A 12,417-nucleotide genomic window follows, 5' to 3' on the forward strand; every position below is an offset into this window, starting at 1 on the left:
CGCGCGGTCGACACGACATACACTCACTCTATCACGCGTTCGGGGCCAATCGGCACGCGCGCCGCGCGCGATTGCGCCGCATCGGCCAAAAGCAAGAAGCCGGCCTTGCCTGCCGCCCCGCCGCGCGTCGCATCATGCCCTCCGGACCGCGCCCGACAACGCATCCGCGAGCGCCGCACACGCGTCCGACAAGTCGGGCGGCGCCATACCCGCTGCAATCTTGTGCAACGTCGCGCGCAACGCTTCGGTGGCCTGCCGGCATGCCGACGCGCCCGCTTCGCCCGTCGCGCCGAGATGCGCACGGCGGCGCCATGCGAGCCCGAGTGCGTCGGCAAGCAGCGCCGTGTGTCCGAGCCCGAGCGCACACGCGACCGAGCCAACGCGATACGCAGCCTCCGCCGCCTGCAACGCGGCACCCGCGTCAGCCGTGCGCACGTCGAGCGCCAGCTCGGTCATCGACGCATCGGCCGTCTGAAGAAAATCCTCATACGCGTGACCGTTGACGGTGACGACGCCAAGTTCGCGCGTCGGCGCGGCCCGTACTGCGTCAGCCTCGGCGCGCGCGGCGTCGGCTTCCCACAATGCCTCGGACGCCTGCGTGCCCGCGACGTGCCACGCGACGGTCAGCCCGTAGTCATGCAGCAGCTCGACGTCGGTCACGTCCTCGGCCGCCGCGCCGTACAGCGCGTAGTCGCGCCAAAAGAGCGCGAGCGCCTCACGAACGAGCGCGGCAGGCGCGATGCGCAATCCGCGAACCTGCTCGCCGAGCAGCAGGTTGCAGCGCGCAAGAAAACGCTTGAGCTCGACGCCGCCGCGCACGCGCAGCACCCGCATGCACGCGCCAGCGAGCCGCCAATAGTCATACGGAAACGGGCCGGCGAGTTCGGCCGCGCAGTCGGCAAGTCCGTCGAGCGCCGTGTCGGTCGCCGCCTCCGACGCACGCAGCGCGCCGAGAAGCGCTTGCTCGTAGCGCGCGCGCAGATGCGCGAGCGCATCTGGCGACAGCGCATACAGCGTGGCGGGCGGCACCGGCCGGCCAGCGAGCGCGAGCGCATCGTGCGGCGTGTTCGCGCGCAAATCGCTCGCGGCCTGTACGCACAGCGCACGATAATGCTCGAACAGGAGCGGCGAGCAGGCGAGCTCGCGCAGATTGTGACGCTCCAGCGCGGCGCGGAAATCCCGCAGCGCGGCCTCGAACGCAATCGGCTGCAATTCCGTCGCCGCAAGCGGCGCGGCGTGAGCAAGCGCGACGACAAAGCGTTGCGCGGCGAGCCAGCCCGCCTCCTGCAACGCTGCCGCAGCGCGGGTAAGCGGCTCGGCCGGATCGGCTCGCCGCTCGAACGCCTGCTGCGCGGCGCGCAGCGCCGCCTCGGCCGCAGGCACTGCACCGCCTCGCGGATTGGGCAAAGCGTCGAGGACCGGGACCGTCGCGATTTCAGAGATAATAGGCACGAGCGTCAGCACCAGAAACGAAGCCGCGCCGCAAGCGGCGCCTCAACCCGTCGATGCTGCCGCGCCGACGCCGCCGGTTCGCTCGATGCCAAACCGCCGACGCGAGACGGTCAGATCTGGACCATCTCGAAATCTTCCTTGCGCGCGCCGCACTCGGGGCATGTCCAGTTGATGGGAACGTCTTCCCAGCGTGTGCCCGGGGCGATGCCCTCCTCCGGCAACCCAGCTTCTTCGTCGTAAATCCAACCGCAGATCAGGCACATCCAGCTTTTATATTCCATCTTAAGCCGCGTAAAGGAAAGTCCGTTGATTTGAGAGCCATGATGGTACCGTGTCGGCGCCGGACTGCCTAGCAATCGGCCTCTAGTTGCGTTTGCTCGCTGCGGCGCGATAAAAAAACGCTTCGGACAGACGGAATCCGCCGCATAATTGACTGCGCGGGCGCACCCGGCTGGTGCATCCTGCCAACTGGCTTCACCGTTTTTCCTCTTTCCCCATTTCCATGTCCAGCAACACCCCTCCGATCGTCCTCACTTTCGGCCTGTCCGATCCGACAGGCGGCTCCGGCCTGCAAGCCGACCTGATGACTCTGGCGAGCATGGGCTGCCACGGCGTGTCCGTGCTGACGGGCTACACCGTGCGCGACTCCGCCGCCTGCGACGAAGTCACCGGCCTCGATCCGGATACCGTCGCCGCACAGGCGCGCATGCTGCTCGAAGACATGCCCGTCGCCGCGTTCAAGATCGGCGCCGCGACGCGGGCGGAAGTCGTGAGCGCGATCGCCGAAGTGGTCGCCGATTACGACGGCGTGCCGCTCGTCCTCGCGCCGGACTTCACGCTCGACGACGAGCATGTGCTCGCCGCCGACGACCTGCGCGAATCGGTCGCCGATCTGCTCGCGCCGCAGACGACACTCCTCGTCGCCGACCACGCGACGCTCATCGCGCTCGCGCAGCCGGACGGCGACGCCGAAGCGCCGAACCTCGACGCCGCACTGTCGCACCTGCTCAGCCAGGGCTGCGAATACATCCTGGCGACCGAGACCGGCTCGCACCGCCTCGTCAATTCGCTGTACAGCGAGGAAGGCCAGATCCGGCAAGATCTATGGGAACGCACGCCGCATCGGTTGATGGGCATCACCGACACGCTCGGCGCGGCGATCGCCGCTCTGCTCGCGAACGGCCAGGAACCGCCCGAGGCGGTGCGCGAAGCGCAGGAATATCTGTATCAGGCAGCCCGCGATGCGTTTCGGCCCGGAATGGGCGCGTATCTGCCGGATCGTTTCTTCTGGGCCCGCAGCAATGAAGACGACGCGCCTCCGCCGACGCTGCCGCAGTCGGGCTCGCCCGTCCGGCGGTAAGCCGCTTCATTGCCGCCCGCACCAGCGCGATCGAGCTGCCCGCCAACGTTCCAGACGGATTCCAGTCGTCATCGCCGATTCGTCCGGAACGTTCAACTCAACAATAGCGGCGACTAGCAACATGACTTGCGTCGCGCAGCCGCCTGATGCCGATGACAGCGGCCAATGACGGCGGCCGATGCCGCGTTCGATCGCCGTTCGGCTTTCCTCGGCCCCAAACGAAAACACCCGCATTGCTGCGGGTGTTTTCGTTTGGGAGAACGCGCGTTGCCGCGCGTCCTTCGATGCAATCGGCGCTACGCCAATTACATGTCCATGCCCATGCCACCCATGCCGCCCGGCATGCCGCCCGGCATCGGAGCGTCTTCCTTCGGCAGTTCGGCAACGGCTGCGTCCGTCGTCAGCAGCAGGCCGGCGACCGACGCTGCGTTCTGCAGCGCGGTGCGCGTGACCTTGGTCGGGTCGACCACGCCGGCTTCCACCAGGTCGCCGTACTCGCCCGTTGCGGCGTTGTAGCCGTAGTTGCCCGAACCCGCAGCAACTGCCGCCACCACGACGCTTGCTTCTTCGCCGCCGTTCGTGACGATCTGACGCAGCGGCTCTTCCATCGCGCGCAGCACGATCTTGATACCGGCGTTCTGATCGGCGTTGATGCCCGTCAGGCCAGCGATCGCGGTGCGTGCGCGGATCAGCGCGACGCCGCCGCCTGCCACGATGCCTTCTTCAACGGCAGCGCGCGTAGCGTGCAGCGCATCTTCGACGCGCGCCTTCTTTTCCTTCATTTCGACTTCGGTCGCAGCACCGACCTTGATCACTGCCACACCGCCCGCCAGCTTGGCCACGCGCTCTTGCAGCTTCTCGCGGTCGTAGTCCGACGTCGCTTCTTCGATCTGCGCACGAACCTGCTTCACGCGCGCTTCGATGCTGACGGCTTCGCCTGCACCGTCGATGATCGTCGTGTTTTCCTTGCCCACTTCGATGCGCTTCGCCTGGCCCAGCTCGGCCAGCGTTGCCTTCTCGAGCGTCAGGCCCGTTTCTTCGGCGATCACCTGGCCGCCCGTCAGGATCGCGATGTCTTCCAGCATCGCCTTGCGACGATCGCCGAAGCCAGGCGCCTTGACCGCAACGGTCTTCAGGATGCCGCGGATGTTGTTCACGACCAGCGTGGCGAGCGCTTCGCCTTCGACGTCTTCGGCAATGATCAGCAACGGACGGCCAGCCTTCGCGACTTGCTCGAGCACCGGCAGCAGATCACGGATGTTCGACACCTTCTTGTCGTGCAGCAGCACGAACGGGTTGTCGAGGACGGCGACTTGCTTGTCCGGGTTGTTGATGAAGTACGGCGACAGGTAGCCGCGGTCGAATTGCATGCCTTCGACGACGTCCAGTTCGTCGGCAAGCGACTTGCCGTCTTCGACGGTGATCACGCCTTCCTTGCCGACCTTGTCCATCGCTTCGGCGATGCGATCGCCGATCGACGAGTCGCTGTTCGCCGAGATCGAGCCGACCTGTGCAATTTCTTTGTTCGTCGTGCAGGGCTTGCTGATCTTCTTCAGCTCTTCCACTGCGGCAGCCACGGCCTTGTCGATGCCGCGCTTCAGGTCCATCGGGTTCATGCCCGACGCGACGTACTTCATGCCTTCGCGCACGATCGATTGCGCGAGCACGGTTGCCGTCGTCGTGCCGTCGCCGGCGTTGTCGCTGGTCTTGGAAGCCACTTCCTTGACCATTTGCGCGCCCATGTTCTGGAGCTTGTCCTTCAGCTCGATTTCCTTCGCGACCGACACACCGTCCTTCGTGACCGTCGGGCCGCCGAAGCTGCGTTCAAGCACCACGTTGCGGCCCTTCGGACCCAGCGTGACCTTCACTGCGTTGGCGAGAATGTTCACGCCTTCGACCATCTTCGCGCGTGCGGAATCGCCGAATACGACGTCTTTAGCTGCCATCTTCTAACTCCTTGAAATCTTTGAGAATGTGATCCGTTGGCGAACGCTTACTGAGCGTTGACCACGGCCATGATGTCTTCTTCGCGCATCACGAGCAGTTCCTGGCCGTCGACCTTGACGGTTTGGCCAGCGTATTTGCCGAACAGAACACGATCGCCGACCTTCACGTCGAGGGCGATCGGAGCGCCCTTGTCATCGCGCTTGCCCGGGCCGATGGCCAGAACTTCGCCTTGATCCGGCTTCTCAGCGGCTGCGTCGGGAATGACGATGCCCGAGGCGGTCTTGGTTTCCTGATCCAGGCGCTTGACGATCACGCGATCATGCAACGGACGAAGGTTCATATTCACTCCTCTCTTGATTGAGACTGAAGAACGCTGAGGGAAACTGCCGGGCGGCTCGCCGACCGGCAGGAATTGTTAGCACTCTCGTGCAGCGAGTGCTAATTATATGGACGGGTTTTGACAAATTCAAGAAGAGGAATCGCCGGCGATTCAGCAAAATTTCGGCGCGGCGAAATCCGGGGGAAACGCGGCCGGGATGCGTTGTCGGATTGCGCAACAATCTCAATCGAAACAATCGCTTGAGGCGGAATCGGCCGATGCGGCGGAATGCGGCGCGAGCCGCCGCGCGCATTGTCGGAGCGGATCTGAGGCGGGGTTGCCTCGTTGACTCGATCGGCGGCGAAGGTACGATCATCGCATACATATTCCTTACATCCAAGCCAATCCGCCTGCCCGCCCGCGGTCCCACGGATGCCGGCGCACCGCCGCCCTCGCCTAGCCCGTGGCTCGGACGACAAGTCCGGCACCGGAACGACAAGGCGACATGACGTCGCCGCCATGCCGCCCTGGTTCGACTTCCGGCCAATTTTCCGGCGAGACATCATGTATGGACCTGCCGCACCTCAAGGTACGCGGATTAAGCTTGAGGTCGGTTACACCTCGGCTCAGAGCCGCATTGAGGGGGCAGGTCCATACATGATGTCTAGTGACTAGAGTAGGCGCGTCCCGTAGCATCGTCGGGACGCGCCGCGCCGCATTACTTCGGCAGCGCGCCGGCGAGCGTCGCAACCGCCGATGTGACCGGAGCGAGCGGGTTCGACGCCGGAGCAGCCGACTTCGACGACGAGACCGTCAGGTCCGGCAGCGACGCCACCACTGCACCGGCCGACGAGCCTACCGAGTTGACAACCGTGCTCGCGGCGACAGCGCCCGTCGACAGCAACGAACCGGTTGCGGCCGCCGTGCTGCCGAACGCGTTGCTGCCCAACGTCAACATCTTGCCGGCCGAGGTCGCGCCCGAACCCATCAGCGCGGAGCCGACGCTTCCGAGCTGCGAGCCCGCTGCGACGCCGGTGCCGGCCGCCCCCGTCAGCATACCTGCGACGCTGCCGATCGTGCCGCCGACGGCTGCAGCCGGATTGCTGCCCGCGACGGTCGCAATCGTACCTGCCGTAGTGTTCGCTGCGCTCGTCAGCGCGCCAGCCGGATTGCTGACGGGCAACGCGCCCACGAGACCGCTGACCGCGCCCGTTACCGGATTGCCGTTCGCCACGCGCACGAGCGCGCCTGCGATGTTGTTCACGGCACCCGTCAATGCGCCCGTGGGGTTGGCGACAGGCAGCGCGTTCGTCAGGCCCCTCACGACGCTCGTGATCGGCGCGATCGGATTGCCGCCGATCGCGTTCGCGAGCGTGCCGGCCACGTTGTTCACGACGCCCGGCAGCGGATTGTTGCTCGCGGCGCCCGCAAGCGTGCCGGCCGCGTTGCTGCCCGCGCCCGCCAGCGCGCTCGTCACGTTGCTGGCGGCACCCACCAATGCGCCAGCCGAGTTGCTGAGAGCGGCAGGCAGCGTGTTGCTCAGGCCGCCGACAGCGCCTGCGAGCGGGTTGTTGCTCGCGAGACCCGTCAGCGTACCCACGGCGTTGTTTGCAACGCCGGATAGCGGGCTGTTCGTCACCGCGTTTTGCAGCGGACCCACCCCGTTATTCAGCGCGCCCGGCAACGGGTTGTTGTTCGCCAGATTCGTCAGCGTGCCTACGGCGCTGTTCGCGATGCCGGACAGCGGGTTGTTGGTCACCGCGTTTTGCAGCGGACCCACCCCGTTATTCAGCGCGCCCGGCAACGGGTTGTTGTTCGCCAGATTCGTCAGCGTGCCTACGGCGCTGTTCGCGATGCCGGACAGCGGGTTGTTGGTCACCGCGTTTTGCAGCGGACCCACCCCGTTATTCAGCGCGCCCGGCAACGGGTTGTTGTTCGCCAGATTCGTCAGCGTGCCTACGGCGCTGTTCGCGATGCCGGACAGCGGGTTGTTGGTCACCGCGTTTTGCAGCGGACCCACTGCGTTATTCAGCGCGCCCGGCAACGGGTTGTTGCTCGCCAGATTCGTCAGCGTACCGACCGCATTGTTCACAACACCCTGAACGGGGTTATGACTCACCGCGTTCGCGAACGTGCCTGCCAAGTTGGCGAGTGCGCCGGCGCCGACCGACGCGTCGGCCGAGCCGAGCACGCTGGCGTGGATCGCCCCCTGCTGCGCACCGCCGGCAAGCCCCGATACAGCGCTACCCGAGCCAACGCCGCCCAGATCGCCGACCGAAGCAGAGATCGGAAGGGTATTCAGCCCACCTGCGACGGCCGGCATCGCCGCCGCCCCCCCGAACGCGACTGCTGCCGACAGTGCAATGCTCGTCAACTTGAAGTTTTGTTTCATATGTGACCTCGTTTGGATAGGTACTGCCGTCATTACGGCGCGAAGGTCATCGCACGGAGCATGCCAGCGTGCGCGCCGGATCGATCGCGCACCGTTCCTTCAAGAAAACAAATCCACACCGAATTTAATTGCTCGATACGTCGCGCGAGCAGCACAGTTGACGCCTCTTCTTTCCCTCGTTACGCGTGCCGTAACGTAACATCACACTCCATACCGTTACATTTTCATCAAAAACATATACTTATTCATCACATAAATAAATTCCATAAAAATCTCATGAAAATTCAATAGAAAATTCAATCGATAGACCTGTGAAAACCTGCACTCCGCTTGTCCATGCGAGCCGAGGGTAGGCAAGCCGAAGCGGCCGACAATCATCGACTCGCCGCGCAGGTCGCCTAAAGACAGTCCGGTACAGCGGACGACGAAAACTTATTCATGCACCGTCCTGCAAGGATAACCACGCATCCACGTGCGTGAGCGTCTTTCCATCTTTCCCGTACAACCCCCGCTCTCCCTTGCGGATCCTGATGTCGACGGGCATGTCTGCAAGCATGGTGGCGTCCACGTGCGTGTATATCCTCTGGCATCCGATCGACGACAGCCTTCATTGTCTTTCATATTTAAATGACAAATTCACATTACAGACAAAATATTTCTCTCATATTTCATTTAAATTCATATAAAAATTGATTAAAAATGACTATGTGATATTTCTCTTCATCGTGAGCCAACGCATGAAAGATCGAACGAATTCGATGCCGTTCACGAAACGGACATCTTCATCGAAGCCGAGCATCGCGCATCACCCGGCGATCCAACGACGCGGTTGAAAATGACGAAGAAGGAGAAGGCGCGCATTGCGGGCCGCGAGGAAGCACGCGCGACATGCCAGGCGAGCATCGCTCGTCTCGCGTGTATTTGAAGAGGAAGGATTTCCTGACAAGAAGCAGCGCTGCACATGTCGGCCGTCACGACAGCGAACAGGCAAACATCGCGCGAACATCACCGGCCATGCGATGCAGACGGAACCAGCGATTTGCGAATCGACCGCGGCGCATTCACGCTCAACCGATCCGTCGGCATCGATGCGCTACGCGGCCTTTCTCGCGGCGGCTGCGCGTTTCTTCGACTGCGTCGATGCTTCGCACGCCGACGCGTCGCAAGTCGTCTCGGCGGAGTTGACACCTGATTGATGCGTTCGATACGCATCGCCCCATTCCCGCAAGCTGATCAGCACGGGAGCGAGCGTCTTGCCGAACGGCGTCAATTCGTACTCGACCTTCGGCGGCACCTGCGGATAGACGTGGCGCGCGACGATCCCGTCCGCCTCGAGTTCGCGCAACTGCAGCGTCAGCATCCGCTGCGTCGTGTTCGGCATCAGCCGCGTGAGCTCCATGAAACGCTTCTTCTCCCGCAACAAATGAAACAGGATCACCGGCTTCCACAATCCGCCGATGACGGAAAGCGTCACCTCGACGGAGCACCCGCTTTTGCTGTCGAAACGTTTCGGTCGCATCGTCACATACCTACATAATTGATAGTACCGGCCTTAATTGTACGTTCTTGCATCGAACGAAGTACGCCCGGACAATTCGTCCATCCGCCGTCTGCTCGTCGGCCGGACGCGGGCCAGCTTCGCTCAGCGCGATCCACGTGCGCTCGCGTGCGACACGCGCAACGACGCAACGCGCGCCGGTCCTTGATCGGCCACTCTCGAACGCATCGATCGCGCGCCGCGCTTCGTGCGCTCGCCATTTACAGGAGTCGAATCAATGAAAGCCATCATGCTTCGCCAGCCCGCAGGCCTCGAACAGCTCGAACGCGTGACGCTCGCCGATCCCGGCGCACCCGCCGCGGGCGAGATCCGCGTACGCGTTCATGCAAGCTCGCTCAACTATCACGATCTCGGCGTCGTCACGGGCAGGATGGGCGCCGCCGACAAACGCATTCCGATGTCGGACGGCGCGGGCGTCGTCGAAGCGATCGGCAAAGGCGTCACGGAATACGCGGTCGGCGACGCGGTCGTGTCGACCTTCTTCCCGCAATGGCTCGACGGCGGCCCGACCGCCGCGGACTTCGCGACGGTGCCAGGCGACGGCGTCGACGGCTACGCGCGCGAATCGGTCGTGCGGCCCGCGCATTGGTTCACGCACGCGCCGAAGGGCTACACGCATGCGGAAGCCGCGACGCTGACGACGGCCGGCCTCACCGCGTGGCGCGCGCTCGTCGTCGACGGCAATCTCAAGGCCGGCGACAGCGTGCTCGTGCTCGGCACGGGCGGCGTGTCGATCTTCGCGCTGCAGTTCGCAAAACGAATGGGCGCGGCCGTGATCGTCACGTCGTCGTCGGACGAGAAGCTGGAGCGCGCTCGCGCGCTCGGCGCCGACCACGTCGTCAACTATCGCCGCGACGCGAATTGGGCCGCGAAGGTCCTCGAGCAGACGAACGGACGCGGCGTCGATCACGTGATCGAAGTGGGCGGCCCCGATACATTGCCGCAATCGATTCAGGCGTGCCGGATCGGCGGCCATATTGCGCTGATCGGCGTGCTGACGGGCATCGCCGGGCCGGTGCCGACCGTCACGCTGATGACGCGCCAACAGAATCTGCAAGGCCTCATCGTCGGCAGCCGCCGGCACCAGATCGACATGGTGCGCGCGATCGATTCGACCGGCATCAAGCCGGTGATCGATCGCACGTTCGCGCTCGACGAGATCGCAGACGCGTTCCGCCATCAGGCTGCGGCCAAGCACTTCGGCAAGATCTGCCTGTCGATCTGAGCCGATCGGCGCGAGCCGGCTGCCGAGCCGGCCCGGCGCTCAACGCATCGGCCTGCGCTTCGTGTGAACGATCGGATTGCGCCGCGACGTGAAGCTCATCGACGCGGCCAGCCGTCCCAGCACGGCCTCGCCGGCGCCGCCGATCTCGGTGCGCGCGGGCGATGCAAGGATCATGTCGAGCCATGCATTCAACGCGCCTCCATGAAAGCGCCCGGCCATCGCGGCCACGACGTCGGGCGCCGCGATCATCACACCCGCGAGCAGGTAATACGGCCAGAAGCTTCCGGCGCCTGACAGCCGATCGAGCCGGCAGACGGCGAGCGCGGCGCACAGCCCTTCCGCAGATGCGAGATCCCGACGCTCATGCCGAATCGCGGCCGCGATGCCGTTGTGCTCGCCGCCGTATGCGGCGAGCGTGATCGGCGCATTCGTCGCGAGCGTCGCCGAAAACGCCGCGAGCGCGGCCATGGCGTCGATATGCTTTTCGTCCGCCCGCCACACGCATCCGATCGCCCGATCGATGACGCGGCCCGCCGCCGGTCCGTCGAAGCGAACCAAACCACGCATCGCGTCTTCCGCGACGCCGCTGTCCGCTGCGAGCGCGTGCCCGATGCCGAGCTCGATCGATTCGAGCGCGGCCCAGCCGACTTCCGGATCGTCGAAGCCGCATGCGTTCCCAACGCCGTACGCTCCATCGAACACGGCTTTCGAACCGGGTAGATAACGATCGACGATCGCGAGCAGCCGTTTCGTCGGCGTATGCGCAAACGCGCCGTATGTGGCGGCGCGCGCCGTGTCGGCGGATGCGCCGTCGCCTTGCAGCGCCACGAGCAGTTCGCTCAGGAGATCGGCGTCCGCCGTCGGGCCGCGCCGGGCGCTTGCATTCGATCGCGCGAGCGAGGTGTACGCGGCGGTCGCGATGTGCGCTTCGCGGCTCGCCGCCGCCGCGGACGTAAGACGCTCCGCGTGATCGAGGAGATGCCGAAGCCATGCTGCCGTGCGCAAGCTGCCGAGCGACGGGCCTTGGGCGTCGACACGATGATTATGATTGTCAGGCATGGGCCATCCGAGAAATAGCGATGCGGATCGTGTCCGCAGTTGGGCGACGGCAACTGTCGCTGCACGTCGCACGCGAGCCGCCCTCGCCCATGCGTCGAAGGCCCGACTCCGCGCGGCGCACCGATGCGCGAACGCGTCGCCCCTTTTATTTTTGACGACGACCGGCCCATGTTCGCCCCGCTGTCGATCGGGCTCCGAAACGTTTGCACGATGGCCGCCCTGCCTTCGCGCTCGTCTCGCGCGCCTGCGCGCAACCTTCGCACGCATCGCACAGCGCGCACCGCGGCCCCACGCGCTTGCCCCTCAGCGCGATCGCAATGCTCGCCGGGCCGCGCATCCCGGCACAATGGCATGCGCGGCTGCCCTGACGTCAGGCGAACTTCCTGTCGTTCGTCGTCTTGCGAACGCGGCGGCTCCTGGCGGCCGCGTTCACGCTATACACGCGCAGCGGCTCATGATCGACGAGCCGCCGCACGGCAAAACCGTGACGAACGCAAATTACTGGACGCGGAACTTCGGCGACGTCACGACCGTCCCCGTCACCTTGCAGTCCGGCGCCAGCACGGCGTTGCTGAAGGTAATCGACGAATTCGCGTCGTTCCACGACGTCACCACCTTGCTCGGACCACACTGGCCGAGCAGCGTCACGTTGACCTGCGCGTTGTTGATCGTCAACTGAGTCGCGCTGTCGGCCTGGCCGGTCCACGGATTCAGGCCGCTCGCGCTGCCCTTGATGAGGCCGCACAGGCTGTTGCTGCCGGTAAACGTCGTCGACGTGATGTTGACGACACCCGCCGACGTGATCGTGCCGTTGAACGTCGCGACGCAGTTCGCGGTGATCGATCCTTTCGACAGCAGGGTCTCGTTGGGAGACGACGTCGCCGAGAACGGCTCGCCGTTCGGATTCATCGGCTGGCCGTCGACGCGGGTTATGGTGACGGCGAGCGCTGGCGTAGCTGCTGCCGCTGCGAATGCCAACGCGACAATGAACGGAACAAATTTACGGTTACGCATGAGTCTGCCTCACTTGACGAATGGCGGCTTGCCGCCGGTAACGTGACGTCGCAGCCGATCGATCTCGCCCGCTCGGTCACAGGAAGCCCGG

Annotated in this window: 10 protein-coding genes; 2 read left to right on the forward strand and 8 right to left on the reverse strand. The window is 64.7% G+C overall.

Annotated elements, in window-relative coordinates; genetic code table 11:
• Positions 1-132: 132 nt before the first annotated feature.
• Entirely contained in the window at positions 133-1,383 is a 1,251-nt protein-coding gene (locus WS69_RS08720) for a hypothetical protein (RefSeq protein ID WP_059470382.1), read from the reverse strand.
• A 179-nt stretch (positions 1,384-1,562) separates the two neighbouring features.
• The gene (locus tag WS69_RS08725; protein ID WP_004186709.1) at positions 1,563-1,733 is read right to left on the reverse strand and encodes a rubredoxin; all 171 of its coding nucleotides are present in this window, start codon (positions 1,731-1,733) and stop codon (positions 1,563-1,565) included.
• A gap of 221 nt (positions 1,734-1,954) precedes the next feature.
• Here WS69_RS08725 and WS69_RS08730 point away from each other — a divergent pair, with 221 nt between their 5' ends.
• Positions 1,955-2,812, forward strand: a complete 858-nt coding sequence (locus WS69_RS08730) for a hydroxymethylpyrimidine/phosphomethylpyrimidine kinase (RefSeq protein WP_059470383.1) — start codon at positions 1,955-1,957, stop codon at positions 2,810-2,812.
• Between the two features lie 305 nt (positions 2,813-3,117).
• Here WS69_RS08730 and groL read toward each other — a convergent pair whose 3' ends face one another.
• From groL to WS69_RS08750, 4 genes are all read right to left on the reverse strand, one after another.
• Positions 3,118-4,758 carry a chaperonin GroEL gene (groL, locus tag WS69_RS08735; protein WP_059470384.1) on the reverse strand — a complete coding sequence of 547 codons (1,641 nt, stop codon included), beginning with the start codon at positions 4,756-4,758 and terminating at the stop codon, positions 3,118-3,120.
• Positions 4,759-4,805: 47 nt separating this feature from the next.
• Complete coding sequence (gene groES / locus WS69_RS08740; RefSeq protein WP_009889537.1) at positions 4,806-5,099, reverse strand: co-chaperone GroES; 294 nt, start codon at positions 5,097-5,099, stop codon at positions 4,806-4,808.
• Positions 5,100-5,796: 697 nt separating this feature from the next.
• The gene (locus tag WS69_RS08745) at positions 5,797-7,470 is read right to left on the reverse strand and encodes a beta strand repeat-containing protein (protein WP_059470385.1); all 1,674 of its coding nucleotides are present in this window, start codon (positions 7,468-7,470) and stop codon (positions 5,797-5,799) included.
• A gap of 1,093 nt (positions 7,471-8,563) precedes the next feature.
• Positions 8,564-8,989, reverse strand: a complete 426-nt coding sequence (locus WS69_RS08750) for a winged helix-turn-helix transcriptional regulator (protein WP_059470386.1) — start codon at positions 8,987-8,989, stop codon at positions 8,564-8,566.
• Positions 8,990-9,245: 256 nt separating this feature from the next.
• Between WS69_RS08750 and WS69_RS08755 the strand changes: the two genes are divergently transcribed.
• Positions 9,246-10,253 (forward strand): zinc-dependent alcohol dehydrogenase family protein, encoded by a 1,008-nt coding sequence (locus tag WS69_RS08755; protein ID WP_059470387.1) that lies wholly within the window; start codon positions 9,246-9,248, stop codon positions 10,251-10,253.
• Between the two features lie 39 nt (positions 10,254-10,292).
• Here the strand turns inward: WS69_RS08755 and WS69_RS08760 are convergent, their stop codons facing one another.
• Positions 10,293-11,312 (reverse strand): hypothetical protein, encoded by a 1,020-nt coding sequence (locus WS69_RS08760; RefSeq protein ID WP_059470388.1) that lies wholly within the window; start codon positions 11,310-11,312, stop codon positions 10,293-10,295.
• A gap of 498 nt (positions 11,313-11,810) precedes the next feature.
• The gene (locus tag WS69_RS08765; protein ID WP_059470389.1) at positions 11,811-12,326 is read right to left on the reverse strand and encodes a hypothetical protein; all 516 of its coding nucleotides are present in this window, start codon (positions 12,324-12,326) and stop codon (positions 11,811-11,813) included.
• Positions 12,327-12,417: the final 91 nt, after the last annotated feature.

Source organism: Burkholderia sp. BDU5, assembly GCF_001522845.1.
GTDB classification, from domain to species: domain Bacteria; phylum Pseudomonadota; class Gammaproteobacteria; order Burkholderiales; family Burkholderiaceae; genus Burkholderia; species Burkholderia mayonis.

Coding starts and splice junctions, on each gene's coding strand:
- WS69_RS08725 (WP_004186709.1), bottom strand. CDS start 1,733: ATGGAATATAAAAGCTGGATGTGCCTGATCTGCGGTTGGATTTACGAC.
- WS69_RS08730 (WP_059470383.1), top strand. CDS start 1,955: ATGTCCAGCAACACCCCTCCGATCGTCCTCACTTTCGGCCTGTCCGAT.
- groL (WP_059470384.1), bottom strand. CDS start 4,758: ATGGCAGCTAAAGACGTCGTATTCGGCGATTCCGCACGCGCGAAGATG.
- groES (WP_009889537.1), bottom strand. CDS start 5,099: ATGAACCTTCGTCCGTTGCATGATCGCGTGATCGTCAAGCGCCTGGAT.
- WS69_RS08745 (WP_059470385.1), bottom strand. CDS start 7,470: ATGAAACAAAACTTCAAGTTGACGAGCATTGCACTGTCGGCAGCAGTC.
- WS69_RS08750 (WP_059470386.1), bottom strand. CDS start 8,989: ATGCGACCGAAACGTTTCGACAGCAAAAGCGGGTGCTCCGTCGAGGTG.
- WS69_RS08755 (WP_059470387.1), top strand. CDS start 9,246: ATGAAAGCCATCATGCTTCGCCAGCCCGCAGGCCTCGAACAGCTCGAA.
- WS69_RS08760 (WP_059470388.1), bottom strand. CDS start 11,312: ATGCCTGACAATCATAATCATCGTGTCGACGCCCAAGGCCCGTCGCTC.
- WS69_RS08765 (WP_059470389.1), bottom strand. CDS start 12,326: ATGCGTAACCGTAAATTTGTTCCGTTCATTGTCGCGTTGGCATTCGCA.